Source organism: Paenibacillus vortex V453 (genome assembly GCF_000193415.1).
Classification (GTDB): Bacteria; Bacillota; Bacilli; order Paenibacillales; family Paenibacillaceae; genus Paenibacillus_AQ; species Paenibacillus_AQ glucanolyticus.
This window is the reverse complement of record NZ_ADHJ01000042.1, coordinates 78,201-95,933: the sequence shown is the minus strand read 5'-3', so window position 1 is coordinate 95,933 and position 17,733 is coordinate 78,201. Positions and strand designations below refer to the sequence as shown.

Annotated in this window: 14 protein-coding genes; all 14 read left to right on the top strand. The window is 49.7% G+C overall.

What is annotated here, in order from left to right; translation table 11 throughout:
* Positions 1 to 103 precede the first annotated feature (103 nt).
* The 14 genes from PVOR_RS23105 (at position 104) to PVOR_RS23040 (ending at position 17,670) form a co-directional block, all read left to right on the top strand.
* Complete coding sequence (locus PVOR_RS23105; protein ID WP_234973075.1) at positions 104 to 766, top strand: NAD-dependent epimerase/dehydratase family protein; 663 nt, start codon at positions 104 to 106, stop codon at positions 764 to 766.
* Positions 767 to 1,278: 512 nt separating this feature from the next.
* Entirely contained in the window at positions 1,279 to 1,581 is a 303-nt protein-coding gene (locus PVOR_RS23100) for an ArsR/SmtB family transcription factor (protein ID WP_036643228.1), read from the top strand.
* A 141-nt stretch (positions 1,582 to 1,722) separates the two neighbouring features.
* The gene (locus PVOR_RS23095) at positions 1,723 to 2,907 is read left to right on the top strand and encodes an MFS transporter (RefSeq protein WP_006211930.1); all 1,185 of its coding nucleotides are present in this window, start codon (positions 1,723 to 1,725) and stop codon (positions 2,905 to 2,907) included.
* A gap of 331 nt (positions 2,908 to 3,238) precedes the next feature.
* On the top strand, positions 3,239 to 4,279 hold the full coding sequence (locus tag PVOR_RS23090; protein WP_006211929.1) for a LacI family DNA-binding transcriptional regulator: 1,041 nt from the start codon (positions 3,239 to 3,241) through the stop codon (positions 4,277 to 4,279).
* A gap of 641 nt (positions 4,280 to 4,920) precedes the next feature.
* Entirely contained in the window at positions 4,921 to 5,880 is a 960-nt protein-coding gene (locus tag PVOR_RS23085) for an ABC transporter permease (RefSeq protein WP_006211928.1), read from the top strand.
* Positions 5,881 to 5,900: 20 nt separating this feature from the next.
* Positions 5,901 to 6,785, top strand: coding sequence for a carbohydrate ABC transporter permease (locus tag PVOR_RS23080; protein ID WP_006211927.1), 885 nt, complete (start codon positions 5,901 to 5,903; stop codon positions 6,783 to 6,785).
* 49 nt (positions 6,786 to 6,834) lie between these two features.
* Complete coding sequence (locus PVOR_RS23075; RefSeq protein WP_006211926.1) at positions 6,835 to 8,454, top strand: extracellular solute-binding protein; 1,620 nt, start codon at positions 6,835 to 6,837, stop codon at positions 8,452 to 8,454.
* Positions 8,455 to 8,487: 33 nt separating this feature from the next.
* Entirely contained in the window at positions 8,488 to 9,759 is a 1,272-nt protein-coding gene (locus tag PVOR_RS23070) for a Gfo/Idh/MocA family protein (RefSeq protein ID WP_006211925.1), read from the top strand.
* A gap of 357 nt (positions 9,760 to 10,116) precedes the next feature.
* The gene (locus tag PVOR_RS23065; protein WP_006211924.1) at positions 10,117 to 11,019 is read left to right on the top strand and encodes a helix-turn-helix transcriptional regulator; all 903 of its coding nucleotides are present in this window, start codon (positions 10,117 to 10,119) and stop codon (positions 11,017 to 11,019) included.
* A 32-nt stretch (positions 11,020 to 11,051) separates the two neighbouring features.
* Positions 11,052 to 11,870, top strand: a complete 819-nt coding sequence (locus PVOR_RS23060; RefSeq protein WP_006211923.1) for an NAD(P)H-binding protein — start codon at positions 11,052 to 11,054, stop codon at positions 11,868 to 11,870.
* Positions 11,871 to 11,873: 3 nt separating this feature from the next.
* A complete protein-coding gene (locus PVOR_RS23055; RefSeq protein ID WP_006211922.1) occupies positions 11,874 to 12,815 on the top strand; it encodes a daunorubicin resistance protein DrrA family ABC transporter ATP-binding protein in 942 nt (313 codons plus the stop codon).
* The gene (locus tag PVOR_RS23050) at positions 12,812 to 13,648 is read left to right on the top strand and encodes an ABC transporter permease (protein ID WP_006211921.1); all 837 of its coding nucleotides are present in this window, start codon (positions 12,812 to 12,814) and stop codon (positions 13,646 to 13,648) included. The genes PVOR_RS23055 and PVOR_RS23050 overlap by 4 nt, the downstream gene beginning before the upstream one ends.
* Positions 13,649 to 14,057: 409 nt before the next feature.
* Positions 14,058 to 15,833 (top strand): ABC transporter ATP-binding protein, encoded by a 1,776-nt coding sequence (locus tag PVOR_RS23045; protein ID WP_040680895.1) that lies wholly within the window; start codon positions 14,058 to 14,060, stop codon positions 15,831 to 15,833.
* On the top strand, positions 15,817 to 17,670 hold the full coding sequence (locus PVOR_RS23040; RefSeq protein WP_006211919.1) for an ABC transporter ATP-binding protein: 1,854 nt from the start codon (positions 15,817 to 15,819) through the stop codon (positions 17,668 to 17,670). Before PVOR_RS23045 ends, PVOR_RS23040 begins: the two co-directional genes overlap by 17 nt.
* The last annotated feature ends 63 nt before the right edge of the window (positions 17,671 to 17,733 follow it).

Genomic DNA, 17,733 nt, shown 5'->3' with positions numbered 1-17,733 from the left:
CTGCCATTAGAATGAGGATAACTTGTTAAGGGTTATTCGTAGGAGGCGTTCATAGCAGAGCGATGCGGTCATTCATACGGCGGATTCGGACCATCGTCTCGCTGTGGAGACCTTTATATCGGCTTTGCGCGGCAGCGGTAAACCCTTTTTGCATACGTCCGGGTCCAGTGTGGTCGGCGATGATGCCAGGGGAGATGCTGTCAGTGAGCAAATTTATGATGAAGAGACACCTTTCACGCCGATGGATACCCGGGAAGATCGCGTAGCAATCAACAACCAGGTGCGCAGAGCCGGAATAGACGAAGCGGTCCGAAGTGTCGTAATCGTTCCTTCCATGATATATGGAGAGGCGCTTGGATTGCCGACAGACAGTGACCAGCTGCCTCAAATCATTCGGAAATCCCGTGAGGTAGGGGCAGGCGTTCATGTCGGAAAAGGCGTCAACCGCTGGTCCAACGTCCATATTCGGGATTTGGCGCAGCTATATCTGCTGGCGCTTACGAAAGCTCCGTCTGCGTCTTATTTCTTCGCTGAAAACGGAGAGGAATCCTACGGGGATATCGCCATAGCTGTCAGTAAAGCGCTCGGGTTCGGCGGAAAAACGGTCTCTTGGTACGCTGAGGATGCGATCGCTGAGCTAGGGGATTGGGCGCGGTTCGCTATCGCTTCCAACAGTCGTGTGCGTGCGGTTCACGCACGGAATTTACTCGGCTGGAAGCCCGCAGAGGAATCATTGCTGGACTGGATAGAGATTCATTTAAAATAAGCTTTTTTAACCCAAACGGCAGAAATGCCGTTTTTTTTGTCGTTTTGGCTCAGGTGGATGTAACGCTAGCTTAGGAAAACACATGCGATCAGAAGAAGAAAGTACATGTTAATGGACGGGATATAGAGAGTTATGAAAACGTTTTAAAAATTCGGTGGATCCGACCCTGGGGTTAGGGCACTCGATTGTTATGAAGGAGATGGGCAAGCAGCATAAATCCGAGGGATTCATTTAGAAGAGCATCATGGCAAGTATTCTGCGAGAAATAGGGAAGGAAGCGATGTCGATGAGAAAAAATGGGGTTTGGTAATGAGGAGTGCGCTGATCGCCGTTGCGGCGGTCGGCTGTAATGGGACAAAGGAGGAGATGGCGTGGAATCAGGCGTTGCGGCTGATGGCAAGCTGTAGGGCCGGAACATGTTGGGGCCATCCTGCTGTACTCAATACGATATGGCATCAAGTCGTTCCGAAATAACATTTGACATATCGATGATTCTCGATATAATGATACGTATGAAACCAATAGAAGTTTTTAAAGCGTTGTCGAATGAATCGAGGCTCGAGATATTGCAGTGGCTCAAGGAACCGGAACAATATTTTACGCCCCACGAAGGGATTGATATGAGAGAAATCGGGGTATGTGTAAGCCAGGTGACTGAGAAGCTGAATATGACGCAGTCCACCGCATCGCAATATTTATCCATTCTGCATCGGGCGGGCCTGATCAAGACGGAGCGGTTAGGGAAATTTACGTATTATAAGCGGGACGAAGAAGTCATTCGTGAAATCGGTGAGTATTTGAAGCAGGAAATATAGCACAAGAACTGAATGCTTCCTTAAGAAATAAGGAATATTCAGTCTTGTTTTGCATTACATATCTACATATTACGATATGTATTTTTATTAGTTAAAACATCGATAATTTGCGATATATAAATATATTAAAGAGGTGGAATCATGACTGGTGTTTGGAAAGTTTATTTTTTGGCTATCGTCAGCTTTTTAGTAGGAACGTCGGAATATATTATATCTGGAATTTTGGATAAAATCGCGGATTCATTAGGGATTACGATTACCGCCGCAGGCCAGCTGATCACGATATTTTCTTTGGTTTACGCCATTCTGACCCCTATTCTTATGGCACTGACAGCCAAGGTGGAGAGAAGAAAGCTGTTGGTTTATTCATTAGGCATCTTTGTGATTGCCAATGTGTTGTCCTATACACTTCCGGGGTATATTCCGTTTGTTTTTGCGCGCGTTCTTATGGCGATGGGTGCAGGCATGGTCGTTGTCACCGCGCTCGGAATTGCCGCCCAAATCGCGGCTCCTGGCAAACAGGCTAGTGCGATCGCGACGGTAATTATGGGGTTCACAGCTTCACTCATCATCGGCGTCCCTCTGGGACGTGTGGTGGCTGCCGCTTTTGGTTGGAAGTCGGTGTTCGGGTTTATTGCCATCCTGGGGCTGATCTCGATGTTTGTTCTATACAAGGCAATCCCAATAACCAAAGGAGATGCACCGGTCCCGTTACTCAAGCAGTTCGCGCTGCTCAAGAAGCCTAAAGTGGCCCTCGGGTTGGCGATCACGTTCTTTTGGCTGGGGGGATATTCCGTTGCCTATACGTACTTGTCTCCCTATCTGCTTATGGTCAGCGGTTTGAATGAAAGCTGGATTAGTGCAGCGCTATTCGCTTTTGGCTTAGCCAGCCTCATGGGTTCCCAATTTGGGGGATTCAGCACGGACCGGTGGGGAGTTTCTTCCACATTAACCGGAGGTATGATGCTGCATATTCTTGCCTTAATCGCTCTTACTTTTACCCATGCAGCTTCATCAGTCATTCCCGTGTTAGTCATCCTTGTTGTCTGGTCGTTAGCCGCTTGGTCCAGCGGTCCGGCGCAGCAGTTTAACCTGGTCCAGCTGGAGCCGAACTCCTCCGGTGTCATGCTTGGGTTGAACCAATCGATGATGCAGCTGTCCATGGCTGCCGGTGCAGGAATCGGGGGAGTTGCCGTAGAACAGATCTCCTTATCGTCCATCACCTGGATCGGGGCAGTTGGTGTTGCTGTTGCCATGGCAGCGTCATTTGTATTGTTCCGGTTAGGCAAGGAGAAAAGCCCTGATCATGCTGCGCTTGAGACTTAAATGATATCCCTGTCAGCTTCCCTTCCAGATTACCGATCCTGACATATACAGCAGCGGCATTGTCGCTGCTCCGGAATACAGGAATACAGGAATCCGGGAGACGCCGACGCCAACGCCAACATTCCTCCTCTTGCCAGTTCAATGATGGAGTGGGGGTCACCATTCCAGAGATGGTCGACAGCCATCCAAGCATGCCCCGGACCACGCACCATGAGTCTAGCTTGTCATCAGTGGAACAGTGTCAATTTGACGCCCCCAACCGGCAAAGTTTATGCTATGATCATGGATGGAGAAAAATTTGGTTCCAAATTTTGTGGAGGAGGAAGTGCGATTGGCTAAGCTTAAAGATATCGCCGAGCGGGTCGGGGTATCCATATCTACGGTATCGCGGGCAATCAGCAATGATGCCAGCCGTCCGGTCAGCGAAGAAACCAAGCAGAAAATCCGGGAAGCGGCACTTGAACTTGGTTACAAGCTACATGAACCGTCCAGACACGCTAATGAGAACAACGGCACAGCGGCCAAGCGGATTGCATGTATCGTTCCCCAGCACCTGATGGATGATCACCCTTATTTCTCAACGGTATTAGCCGGTTTTCATAAAAAAATGGAGGAGCTCGGGCAGCCTCCAGCTATCGTTCGCACATGCGAGGAAGTGGGCGATGCGGAAAAAATACGGCTGATGCTGAGGGAGACAGGAGCCGAGGGGATTGTTGCCATCAGCTGGTACGACGAAGAACTGTTTGAACTGATACAGCAGAATGGTGTTGCAATCATGGGCGTAAGCCTGAACGATGAAAGGCTGACCGTGCCTGTTGTTGACTGTGACCGCATTCTATCGGCAAGGGCCGCAGTACGTCACTTGATTGATCAAGGACATACGCGGATTGCTTATATCGGAGGGCCCGCCTATTCCAAACAGATGGAGAGCGAAGAACGGTTTGTTGGATATAAATTTGCCATGCTTGAAGCGAACCTGCAGCTGCAGGGGGAGTGGCTGATGAATACAGGATGGAATGTGGATCGAAGCTTCAGCAAGATGTCCGAGCTTCTGGAACGGCTTCCGAAGGCGGAATGGCCCACTGCTGTTTTTTGTGCCAGTGACATGCTGGCTATACCTGCGATGCGTGCCGTTGTTGAGAATCATGGCAGCATACCGGAGGATATTGCGATTGTGGGGATGGACAATATCGATGTAGCCCAGTACACTACACCGCCGTTAACCTCCGTTTCCGTGCCCAAATACGAAATCGGCAGAGTAGCTGCCAAATCCATCGTGGATTATTTAGACGGACATTTTCCGATGGCGACCAAAATATTGCTGCCGGGTTCTCTAGTCGTTCGAGAATCCTCTCACTTCACCAGAAATTAATTTTCACATCAAAAGTTAGATTTATTAACGTTATATGATAGTTATAACTCATTAAGCAGCGGCCAGTAGCAAAATTGGCTGCTGCTTTTTTGCTTTTTCTCACCAAAACGAGAAAAAGTTTGCGCCAAAACAATCCAAAAAAATGTTTGACAATACAAAATCTCTATATTATTATGAGTGAAATTGCTGAGATATTTGGAGTGATTTCTCCATTTGGAATCGAAGTGGAATAATCTTCGTATCACTACATTGAATTTTTGATTGCGTTTTCATTTCTTTTATATAAGGATATATAAAAATTTATCCAAATTCCTTCCGTTGATATTACATGTTCTTTATTGCAAGGGAACATGTCTCCTATATGCCAATTTGTCTCCAAATAAAATCCAAAAAAAAGAGCTTAATAATCCAAAATTTATACAGTTTATATGTTGCAACATCCGTTTATTCGGATTTTATTTATAGATCTACCCCACGTTAATATATATGACATATATTCGCCCGAATAACCGCAATCCATCCATCGGTGGCTGTTGGCGGTAGCTTCGCAGCATGGCTGATTACAGAAAGATAAGGGGGAATCCATCAACGATTATTACGCTACAAGAAATTGACTAATACATACCCGAGGTGATGCTAAATTGGCTAAAACAACCGTACAGCCCGCAGTACAAGCGGTAACCGAAACGAAACGCAGCCCCTTCAAGTGGAATCGCATCTTGCGGAATTGGCAGCTTTATATTCTGATTTCTCCGGTCATCGCCTATTACATCCTGTTCCAGTACGTTCCGATGTACGGTATCCAAATCGCCTTTAAGGATTTCATAGCAACACAAGGGATTTGGGGCAGTCCATGGGTTGGATTCGAGCACTTTGACCGGTTCTTCAACAGCTATTATTTCTGGCGATTGATCAAAAATACGCTAGGCATCGGTTTATACAGCCTTGCCCTCGGTTTCCCGATCCCTATCATTCTGGCTTTGCTCATGAACGAGGTCCGAGCCGAACGATTCAAGAAATTCGTGCAGACGATTACGTACGCTCCCCATTTTCTGTCTACCGTGGTTGTTGTCGGAATGATGATGATTTTTCTGTCGCCCCGTTACGGTATCATCAATCATTTCATTGAAATGTTTGGCGGCCAGCCGATCAATTTCATGACCGAGCCTTCCTGGTTCAAGTCGCTATACGTTCTGTCGGATGTATGGCAGACCATGGGCTGGAGCTCCATCATTTATTTGGCCGCCCTCGCCGGCATTGACAACCAGCTGCATGAAGCTGCGCGGGTTGATGGCGCCACGCGGCTGCAGCGCATATGGCATATTAACATCCCCGGCATCATGCCGACGATTATTATTCTTCTCATCCTGAACATGGGCAGCATCATGGGCATCGGTTTCGAGAAGGTGCTCCTGATGCAAAACAATCTGAATATGGAAAGCTCCGACATTATTGCCACCTATGTTTACCGAATGGGGATCCAGAATGCCGAGTACAGCTTCTCTGCAGCTATCGGTTTGTTCAACTCCATCATCAACTTTGTCTTGTTGGTTGTTGTGAACTTTATTTCGAGGCGTGTGAGCGAAACAAGTCTTTGGTAAAGAGGGGAGCTTAATGAACCATGCAAATTGAATCCAGAGGGGACCGAATTTTCAATATCATCAACTATACGATCCTGATCTTGGTTACCATCATCGTCATGTACCCGCTGGTGTTTGTGCTCAGCGCATCGTTCAGCGATCCGCAGACGGTGCTCCGGGGCGAGATGCTGCTGTGGCCAAAGGGAGTCAACCTGAACTCTTACGTAAAAATATTTCAGAACAAGGATATTATCAGCGGCTTTACCAACACGCTGGTGTATACGTCGCTCGGGACGTTCATTAACCTTGCGATGACCATTCTTGCGGCCTATCCGCTGTCCCGGAAGGATTTTGTAGGCCGGAATGCCATCATGGCCATGCTTGTCTTTACCATGTTTTTCAGCGGTGGTCTGATTCCGACGTACTTGCTGATCAAGAACCTCGGCATGCTGAATACGCTGTGGGTCATGATTATCCCGAATGCGGTGTCCATCTGGAACATTATCATTATGCGGACCTTCTTCCAGCAGTCCATACCGGGCGAGCTGCAGGAGGCCGCGACCATCGATGGATGCTCGAACATCAAAATATTAACCCGGATCATTCTGCCGCTGTCCATGCCGATTATCGCAGTAACCATTCTGTTCTATGCGGTCGGTCACTGGAATGCTTTTTTCAATGCGCTGCTGTATCTGTCGGACAAGGATAAATTTCCGCTGCAGCTCATTCTGCGCGAAATTTTGATTCAGGGGCAAACGAATGACATGGTCAAAATGTCAACTGAATCCGCGATCAAGCAGCAAAGAGAGGTGGAAGGGATCAAATACGCGGTGCTGGTCGTGGCCAATATTCCGGTGCTGGCGCTTTATCCGTTCCTGCAGCGGTATTTTGTCAAAGGCGTTATGATTGGGGCCATCAAAGGATAATTCCTTGAATGGATAATGAGGAAGGAACATGAAAAGGGGAGGATCAGGGATGAAGCTGAAGCAATGGGGAAGTCTTCTGTTAACTTGCATGTTGTCGGTATCGCTGGTGGTGGGCTGCAGCTCGAAGGGTTCGGGGGGAGCGTCAGAATCGGATTCGGCGGAAGGTGGGGCGAAGGTTAATGAGACGGGATTTCCGATAGTCAATGACAAGATCACGGTGACCGGTTTTGCCGGAAAGTTCTTTGCCAACGCCGACTGGAATAGCATCAAGCTCTGGCAGGAATATGAGAAAACGACGAATATCCAGGTAAAGTGGGACACGGTGCAAAAGGATAATTTGGCAGAGAAGCGCAACCTGCTGCTTGCCGGTGGTGATTACCCGGAAATGTTCTACGCCTCTGCCTTCCCGAGGGCTGACTTGCTGAAATACGGCAAGCAGGGTGCTTTTATCCCGCTGAATGATCTGATCGATCAATATGCCCCGAACTTCAAGGCGCTGATGGAGAAGTATCCGGTTATCGAGAAGGGAATCACGATGCCGGACGGCCATATTTATGGGCTGCCGACGCTGTATGATCCGGAATTCCGTTCCGTGCTGTACGGAACGCCATGGGTGAATTCGGAGTGGCTGACCAAGCTTGGGCTGGACGAACCGCAAACGCTGGATGATTTTTACGATATGTTAAAAGCATTCAAAGAGAAGGACCCGAACGGAAACGGCCAGAAGGATGAATATGCCTGGGGTGGAGTCAAGACCACTGGTATTGTGAATTATTTGCGCGGGTCGTTCGGTCTCAATTATAACGGAACCTCCAATATTAACGTGGATACCGATCCGGAGAGTGGTAAGGTTCGGTTCATCCCGTCTGATCCGCGTTACAAAGAACTGCTTCAGTATGTGAACAAGCTGTATAAGGATGGCCTGCTGGAGCAGGATATCATGTCCGTTCAAAGCACGGAGGTGGATGCAAAGGGAACGGAGGGGCTGCTGGGCGTAGTCGATAACGTGGATCCGGTCGCCATTTACAACCAGAAGGGCTATGTGGGGCTTCCGGTACTGAAGGGTCCGCACGGCGATCAGATGTTCAGTGCTACAGGCTCACCGCTGGGCAATATCGGAATGTTTGTCCTGACAGACAAAGCGAAGAGTCCGGAGGCGCTGGTCCGTTGGATGGATTATTTCTACAGCGATGAAGGGATCCGCATGTTCTTCATGGGCTGGAAAGACGAGACGTACACGGAGGATGCAAACGGCAATGTGGAATACGTGGACGATATTAAGAATAACCCGGACGGACTTAATCTGGACCAGGCGGTAGGGCAGTATCTGATTTGGCCTGGGGGATACTATCCAGGTTTTGTGGCGCAGAAGTATTTTAAAGGAGCGGAGGGCTTGCCGACATCTGTAGAGAACGCCAAAAAAGCGGAGCCCTATGTCATACCTCAAGACAAGGTTTGGCCGCCGTTTAACTTTACAGCCGATGAACAGTCCGAGCTTACCAGCATTCAGACCGACATTAATACGTACGTGGATGAGATGAGGGATAAATTCATTGCCGGCAATGAGTCTTTTGATAACTGGGACCAATATGTAGCTACCCTGCAAAAAATGGGATTGGACCGCTATCTGGCCATCTACCAGTCCGCGGCGGATCGATACACCGAGTGAACGAGTACCTGAACATAAAAGGAGCGACACGAAATGACACAAATCAAAGCCATATTGATCGGGGCAGGCGCGCGCGGCGCCGGGGGCTATGCACCCTATGCCCTCGATTACCCGCATGAGCTGACCTTCGTGGCAGTAGCCGAAGCTGATCCGGCACGGAGAACCCGTTTTGCGGAGAACTACGGAATTCCGCCTGAACGGTGTTATGAATCATGGGAGCCGCTGCTCGCCGAGCCGCAGCTTGCCGAAATTGCCGTCATCTGCACGCAGGACCGTATGCATTTTGGCCCGACGATGCAGGCGCTGGATAAACAGTACCATGTATTGTTGGAGAAGCCGATGTCGCCGGAACCGAAGGAATGTCTTATGATGGAGCAGGCGGCTGTTCGGAACAACAGGCTGCTGACCATATGCCATGTTCTGAGGTATACCCCTTTTTGGAGTGCCATCAAGCGCGTAATTCAGGAGGGAACGATCGGTGAGGTCGCTTCGATCCAGTTGAATGAGAACGTAGGATATTGGCATATTGCGCACAGCTTTGTACGAGGAAACTGGAATAACTCCGATAAGGCCAGCCCGATGATTCTGGCTAAGTCCTGCCATGACATGGACGTGTTGTCCTGGTTGATGGACCGGCCGTGCACACAGGTCACTTCTTTTGGCTCATTAATGCATTTCCGCGAGGAGCAGGCACCCGAAGGATCGGCCGACCGCTGCTTGGACTGTCAGGTGGAAGCCAGCTGCCCATACTCGGCTCCGAGGTTTTATCTGAGCCAGGAGTATAAGGGCTGGGCCGGGCATTTTACCCAGGAACTGACCAAGCCGAACATTATTCAGGGGCTTCGCGAAACGGACTATGGCCGCTGTGTGTACAGGAGCGACAACAATGTGGTCGACCATCAGGTCGTTAATATGGAATTTGAGGGCGGTGCCACCGCGATGTTCAGCATGTGCGGGTTTACGTATGAACAGGAGCGCAGAATCCAGATCATGGGGACACGAGGCGAGCTTCGGGGAGAGGAAGACAAAATTACGGTCTTTGATTTTCTGACAGGCCAGAAAACGGAGATAACGATCCCTTCCCAGTCCAGCGGCCATGGCGGTGGCGACAGCGGCATCGTGGCCAGTTTCCTGAACGAGGTCCGCAGCTATAACGGGCAGGAGAGTCTAACGTCGGCCAGTGCCTCCGTGAGGAGCCATCTCATTGCGTTCGCAGCCGAGAAATCGAGGCTGAATCAAGGCGAGTCCATTAATCTGAATGACTATGCACAGGAATTGATGGCAGAAGGAAATGCGGTGAAATAAGTTCATGTCCGTCATAGGGTCAATCTTCATCTAAGCATGCCTCCGACTCTGCACGGTACGTTGCGCAGTAATTGAAATTATATTAAAAAAACATCATATGAAAAATTCATAATGGATGAAAAATAAAAGAAGAAGCCTTGATCTGACGATCTATGGCTTCTTCTTTTATTTGACCTGATCAATGGACAGGCTTACTTTATAATTCCCTATCGCGCCATTAAAGTCCCGAAAAGGGACTTGCATGGCGCAATAAAATATATTCAACGCGATAAATCCTGACATACTAGATGTCAGGATTCATAATTTATCATTCAATCCAGAAGTCCAAAAAGTGTGCAAGCGCGAGGAGTGTTATCGATGAAACTTGACCGGTTGCTTGGCATTACGATGGAATTATTGACAAAAAAAAGAGTGACGGCAACCGCGCTTGCTGCCCGGTATGAGGTCTCGGTTCGTACGATCTACCGCGATGTGGACCTCATTAACCAAGCCGGCATTCCGGTTGCTTCATTTACGGGTGCGGATGGCGGGTTTGAATTAATGAGCGGTTTCTATCTGACGAGACAGCACTTCTCCATTGATGACTTTTTGGCTATCTATAATCTCTTAAAAGGCATTGAAGGAACTGCTAAGGGAAAGTACACCACCATCATGAACAAACTCGGAACCCTGCAGCCTGCCTTGTTGAACGGAGGATGTCATGAACAAATCATATTTGACATGAGCACATCGGAGCGTGAGAGAACGTGGGTTCAACCGATACTGCATGCCATGGACCGATCCAACCTTATTAAATTTACTTACACCAGCGCATCCGGCAGCTGCTCCGAACGGCAGGTAGAGCCGCTCCATCTTTACTGGGAGCAGGGCGTGTGGTATTTGGAGGCTTACTGCTTGTTCAAACAAGCGAAGCGAATCTTCAGAGTATCGCGTATATCCGCTCTTGAAGCATCCAGCGAGAACTTCCTTCCACGTGAGAACCTGGAGGAAGGCCGGGAAGAGAATAAGGCACTGGGGATTCAAGCGCATCTCCGCTTCGATTCATCCATTGGACCTCGTGTGACCGAGCAATTCCCGGAAGCTTTCATCTCCGTTGAGGGATATGTTGAAGTCCAAACTATCTTTTATACCACAGCTTATGCCATCTCGGTCATCTTGAGTTATGGCTCGAAGGTGGAGATCCTATCGCCGCCGGAACTGAAGGAAGACCTTCTGCAAGAGTTAGAGAACATACGAAATCGCTACGAAATCAAATCATGAACAGTAACCTATTTCCAAGGAGGATATTCAAAATGACTATTTTAGTGACAGGCGCTACGGGGACCGTGGGAAGGCACATTGTGAAACAACTTGTACAGCAGGGGAAGGAAGTTAGAGCGATATCGCGCAATCTACAACAAGCGAAATTACCGGCTGGCGTTCAGGTGCTTGCCGGAGATCTGAACGAGCCGGACAGCCTGGTGCCTGCCCTGCAAGGAGTCACTGCACTTCATGTGATCACATCGAGCGATGAGGCTTATGGAACCCTTCAGACCGATCCGCGGATCATTGAACTGGCAGAGCAGGCAGGCGTTAAACGGGTGACGGTACTGGTGGGTTTTGAAGAAGGGCCTGTTGAAGCAGCGCTTAGAGCGAGCGGAATGGAATGGACTTTGCTGAAGCCAGGCGAATTTATGGCGAATATCCTGGTGGATTGGAGGGAGTCGATTCGAACGGAGGAGGTTGTCCGGGAGCCGTTCGGTCATGCCTTGAGCGCTAGAATACATGAGGCCGACATCGCACGTGTTGCCGTAACGGCACTGGTTGAAGAAGGACACCATGGGCAGGAGTATTTTCTGACAGGGCCGGAAGCCCTCTCCCGTAGGGAAGCGGTTCGGATCATAAGCGAAGTGACCGGCAAAAATATTCGCTTTGAAGAGCTGACGGAGGAACAAGCGAGAGATCAATGGAGAGTGCAGGGCTACGATGAGGAATCGATAGAGTTTTTTGTGCAAATGGGGAAAAATCCGCCAGAGATCGGTTATACGGTATTGCCAACGGTGGAGCAGGTCACGGGGCGGCCGGCAGCCACGCTTGCAGATTGGGTCTCTGATCATAAGGAGGAGCTGTGAAACTTGCCATATGCCATTGAAGCCAGGAAGCTTCGCAAATCATATAACGGTATCGAGGTCGTTCAAGGCATTGATCTGCGATTGAAGCAAGGAGAGCTGCTGGCCTTGCTGGGCCCGAACGGTGCCGGAAAAACAACCACCATCCATATGCTATCAACGCTCCTGAAGCCGGATGCCGGTTCTGCGCAAGTTGCCGGATTTGATATCGTAAAAGATGCTCGAAACGTCCGGAAGAAGATTAGCCTGACAGGCCAGTTTGCAGCACTGGACGAAGGGTTGTCCGGACTTCAAAATCTAATGCTGATTTCAAGACTTTACGGGTATTCTGCGAAAACCGCCCGTTCCATAAGCGAGGAACTGATGGAATCCTTCGGGCTTGGTGAGGCGAAGGACCGCACGGTGCAGCAATATTCTGGAGGCATGCGGAGACGACTCGACATTGCGGCAAGTATCGTGACCAAGCCGGATGTTATTTTTCTGGATGAGCCGACGACGGGCCTTGACCCACAAAGTCGGATGCAGGTGTGGGACATTGTGAAGACGCTCTTGCAGCAGGGAACCACCGTGCTGTTGACAACACAATACCTGGAGGAGGCGGACCGATTGGCGGACCGGATCGCTGTCATTGATAAAGGCAGGATTATTGCGGAAGGGACTCCACAGCAGTTGAAGGCGTCCATCGGTGGCCGGACGTTGTCGATCACATTAACGGAGCAGGGAGATTGGCATAAGATCAGTGCCTTGCTGAACGATGAGCATGGGCTAAGGGTATGGCAGGGCGATCACCTGCGGTTATACAAGATTCCGGTGTTGGAAGCGAGCCTGGCCAATCAGGCCATTCATACATTGATGGAGAACGGGATTGCGATTGAAGATTTTTCCCTGAGCGAACCGAGTCTGGATGAGGTATTCCTGGCCTTGACCAGGAAAGGGGGGACTCCATGAGTTTAAGCCATCACACAAGTAATCAGGTCGGCAGCATGCTTCCTCCGCCCCACCCAGTCTCCGGCCCTCCCCATGCATTCACGGCTATCCGTATCTTCATGTGGAGAACTTGGCAGCATACGAAGAATAACGGATTTAGTCTTGTGATGGATGCGATTCTGTCACCGATTCTGCTGCTGCTCATATTTAATTATTTGTTTGGCGGAGCCATTGCCGGATCGACCGGGGTTTATATTCAATTCCTCTTGCCTGGCATTCTGATCTTAACGGTCATTCCCATGACGGTTTACAGCGGAACTACGATCTGTTCGGATATTACCAAAGGGGTATACAACCGTTTTCGAACACTGCCCTTTTGGCAGCCAGCATCCGTCATCGGTTCGATCCTTACGGACGGTCTGCGTTATGCGGTGGGCGTTATCGTTGCCCTTGGAACGGGGCTTGCGCTGGGCTTCCGTCCGGAAGGCAGCTTGATCCAAGTGATGTGCGCTGTTGTCTTCATCCTGTTGTTTGCATTTAGCGTCAGCTGGATTTTTGCGATGATTGGCGTTATAGCTAAACGTCCAGAGACGGTTTCAGGGTCCAGCATGATTGCGATATACCCGCTATTGTTCGCCAGCAACATTCTGGTGGATACGGCGACGATGCCGGGATGGATCGGGATTCTCATTGAATTGAATCCGATCAGCATAGCAGCAGCCACCGTCAGGGGGCTGATGAGCGGCACAGCAAGCATGACGGAGATTATGGCCGGTATCGGTGTTAGTGTGCTGTTTATCGCTATTTTTGCCCCGACCACGTTGTATTTATATCAGACGAAAAACCAGCGTTAAGGACGCAAAAAAACCAGGTATGCATGTAATTGCAGCCTGGTTTTTGTCTATGTGATGTTCCATCTCATTACATAGCTTGCAACAGGGCGATGCATAGGCTTTCGTTGACCTATTCGGGTCGGGTGAAGTTGATGCCACCCCTTGGTTGAAATCCACATGATGCATCTAACAACCACCTAACTAATACTGTACGTTTAAGATTGAACTCTTAATCCCGAATGGGATGTGATATGTGTTCTGTTTCATGAAGTGGCATATGAAGGGTTTTATATATGTGGATGTGCGAATGAGGAAGGAGGACTGATTTTTTTTCTAGAAACTATTAATATGGGAGTTTCACAGCAACGTACGGAAGGGGGAACGAATGAGGCTTATAAACCAACTATCGGACAGGAAGTGATATGGGACATTGGACTCTCATCGAATACTTGGAGACTTTTTCAGGAAGACGTGGCTTTTCTACGTATTGTCGATTTGCTGCCATCTGGTTGCTAATATCATTCATGTGAATTTCCCTAGAGTGCTGGGCAATTTCACGGATGAATTGAAGGATGGTTTATTGTCAGGTGACGGCATTGTGCAGTATAGCTGGACGCTGCTTGGAATTGGTGTTGGTTTTGCCGTTATTGGAGGTATAGGACAATATTTGGTTATGTATACGGGGCGTTACTTCGAATTTATGAACAGGCGCCGGCTGTTTGTCCACTTTACGGGACTCAGTGAGCAATTCTATTCCAAGAACGGCGTTGGCAAGCTGCTTAGTTATTTTATGAATGACGTGACTACGGTGAGGGAAGCAATCTCCATGGGGGTTAACCAGACAGCGAATGCCTCCATCCTGCTGGTGTCCACGATTGCAATGCTGCTGATTACGAACGTCCCGCTATATCTGGTGGCCGCAAGCATGGTCCCTCTGCTGCTGATACCGGTAATCGTGGTTTGGCTTGGGCCGATGATTCGAAGAAGATCGCTTCAGGTACAGGAAGCGCTTGGCGTGATGACGGAATCGGCTGAGGAGCAGTTCGGCGGGATGCGTGTCACCAAGAAATTCGCGGTAGAAGATACGATGAAGCAGCGGTTTGGGACCACAGTGGACAACATCCGCAATAAACAGCTGAGGCTGGTGCGCGTATCCTCCCTGTTTCAATCGATCATTCCGTTTCTCGGCGCCTCCTCACTCATTATTGCGCTCTCATTCGGCGGGTACTTGACGATTACGGGACGGATTACGGTCGGTAACTTTGTTGCATTGACGCTGTACATCCGCATGCTCATGAACCCGCTGCAGCAGATCGGCAATGTTATTAATGTTGTACAGCGAGCGAGGGCTTCGCTTGACCGGCTGAATGATCTGCTTGGCAAGCAGGCCGACATTAAGGAACTGCCAGGTGCCAAGGAGCTGGATTTGGAACATGCCGGAATCGAAGTGCGGGACTTATCCTTTTCTTACGATAGAGTAAACGGTCATGAAGATGGAGCGAGACAAGTGCTGAGGGGCATTCGATTGGAGGTTCCGCCCGGTGCGACATTAGGCATCATTGGCCGAACCGGCAGCGGGAAGACCACGCTGATGAAGCTGCTGCTGCGTACCTATGACCCGCCTCCTGGCACAGTGCAGATTGGGGGCGAGGATATTCGAAAGCTTACATTAAAGAGCCTGCGCGAAGGAATCGCCTATGTGCCACAGGATGGCTTCCTGTTCAGCTCGACCATTCGGGAGAACATTGCTTTCTATAAACGGGATACCGAGCCGGCCGTTGTTGAGGAAGCAGCACACAAAGCCCGGGTATATGACAACATTGCTGAATTTCCTGACAAGTTCGAGACCCGTCTCGGTGAGCGGGGCATTACGCTTTCCGGGGGACAGCGGCAGCGGACAAGTCTTGCACGGGGGATTATCAAGAATGCGCCCATACTCATTCTGGACGATAGTGTGAGCGCCGTGGATGCGGTGACCGAGACAGAGATCATGGAGACGATTCGTGATATCCGCGAAGGCAAGACCACAATTATTATCGCCCACCGAATCAGTGCACTGAAGTTTGCCGATGAGATCATCGTCCTGGATCAAGGAGAGATCGTTCAGCGCGGTACACATGAAACCTTGCTTTCTGAGGACGGATTGTACCGGACGCTGCACGATATTCAGGAGGAGGGGATGAGACATCATGGCACAGGCCATTAACAATTGGCAGATGGATCAGAAGGCTGATCTGAATGCACCTCAGGCCAAGCCCAAGTATATATCCACATTCCGTGCTTTATCGGGTTATATGAAGGAACACCGGCTAACCTTTGCGGGATTTATCGGCTGCACCTTGATTGCCATATCGGCCGAGCTGCTGCAGCCGTATCTGATGAAAATCGCGATCGATGATAATCTGATGGTCGGAAAAAACGATTATCATGGCCTGATGATCATATGCGGCATTTATTTTTCGTTGTCGCTGCTAAGCATGCTGTTCACCTATCTGCAAAATAATTTGCTGCAGAAGGCAGGGCAGAGTATAGTGGCAAGCATTCGCAAACGGCTGTTTGCGCATATATCCAAGCTGTCGATGTCTTATTTTGATAAGGTGCCTAGCGGAAGTCTGATCACGCATGTATCCAGTGATACGGAAGCGATCAACCAGTTTTTTAACCAGGTGCTGCTCAGCCTGTTTCGGGACGGGTTTACCCTGGTCTTCATTCTGGTGATGATGTTCCAGCTGGATGTTACATTGACCCTGTACTGTCTGATCCTGCTGCCGATCATTGCGGGGATCGCGATAGCATTCCGGCGGTACATGCGCCATACCTATCAGATGGCCAGAACCCGTTTGTCCCGGCTGGTGGCTTTTGTAGCGGAGAACCTGTCGGGCATGAATCTGATTCAAGTGTTTCATCAGCAGAAGGAGCAGGAGAAGCAGTTCGAGGAGCGGAACAACTCGTATTTCAAGGCTAACATCCGGGAAATCCGGACAAATGTGCTGTTCAACCGATCCTATGAGATTTTGAACAATTTGGCGATCGCATTTGTGACATGGCTGGGCGGACAAGCTGTGCTTGGGACAACGCTTGAGTTCGGCGTACTCTATGCATTTATTACGTATATCCGTTTATTCTTTCAGCCGATTAATACGATTACCCAGCAGTGGAATACGCTGCAGTCGGCGACGGTGGCGATCAACCGGGTATGGGGCCTCCTGGCGATTCAACCGGAAGTTACGGATAAACCCAAGCCGGCGAAGATTGACAAGGCCGAGATTCAGGGACGCATCGATTTTAACCGAATTACGTTCGGATACGAAGGCGGGGCTCCAGTCATCCAGGATCTCGATCTTCATGTCAAGCCGGGAGAAATGATCGGAATCGTCGGGACCACCGGAGCGGGCAAAAGCTCGCTGATTAGCCTGCTGTGCCGTTTCTATGACGTAAATGAAGGAAGTATTCTGATTGATGGACTTGACATAAGAGAGCTCGCTCAATCGGATTTGCATCGGATTGTAGGCCTTGTACAGCAGGAGCCTTATCTCTATTCCGGTACGGTGCTGGACAATGTAAGGCTGTTCGATGAGACCATTTCAAGGGAAAGCGTGATCGAGGCCTGCCGCTTTATCGGTGCGGATTCAATCATCATGCGGATGAAGGAAGGCTATGACACCCGGTTGTCTGAGCGTGGCAGCGGACTGTCCGCGGGAGAGCGCCAACTGATCTCCTTCGCCAGAATCATCGTGTTCCAGCCAAAGATTCTCATCCTGGACGAAGCCACGGCTAATTTGGATTCGCACACGGAGCAGCTGATTCAGAACGCGCTGCATCTCGTTGCCGAGGGGCGGACGACCCTTGTGATTGCTCACCGCCTATCCACCATCATGGGGGCGGACCGGATTCTGGTTATGAGCAGGGGCCGGATTGTGGAGCAGGGCACCCATCAGGAGCTGCTCGATGCCCATGGATATTACGAAGAATTATATCTTCATTCCCAAGGCCAGAAGCAGGAGCGGGAGGACGTTGCCGGAACATGGCATCGAACGAGGTAACCGCGATAGAACGAAAATAAGCTGTTTATCGAAGAGGGGGTCCCAAAAGGAGTTAAAGACGAA

Coding starts and splice junctions, on each gene's coding strand:
- PVOR_RS23100 (WP_036643228.1), top strand. CDS start 1,279: ATGAAACCAATAGAAGTTTTTAAAGCGTTGTCGAATGAATCGAGGCTC.
- PVOR_RS23095 (WP_006211930.1), top strand. CDS start 1,723: ATGACTGGTGTTTGGAAAGTTTATTTTTTGGCTATCGTCAGCTTTTTA.
- PVOR_RS23080 (WP_006211927.1), top strand. CDS start 5,901: ATGCAAATTGAATCCAGAGGGGACCGAATTTTCAATATCATCAACTAT.
- PVOR_RS23075 (WP_006211926.1), top strand. CDS start 6,835: ATGAAGCTGAAGCAATGGGGAAGTCTTCTGTTAACTTGCATGTTGTCG.
- PVOR_RS23070 (WP_006211925.1), top strand. CDS start 8,488: ATGACACAAATCAAAGCCATATTGATCGGGGCAGGCGCGCGCGGCGCC.
- PVOR_RS23065 (WP_006211924.1), top strand. CDS start 10,117: ATGAAACTTGACCGGTTGCTTGGCATTACGATGGAATTATTGACAAAA.
- PVOR_RS23060 (WP_006211923.1), top strand. CDS start 11,052: ATGACTATTTTAGTGACAGGCGCTACGGGGACCGTGGGAAGGCACATT.
- PVOR_RS23050 (WP_006211921.1), top strand. CDS start 12,812: ATGAGTTTAAGCCATCACACAAGTAATCAGGTCGGCAGCATGCTTCCT.
- PVOR_RS23040 (WP_006211919.1), top strand. CDS start 15,817: ATGGCACAGGCCATTAACAATTGGCAGATGGATCAGAAGGCTGATCTG.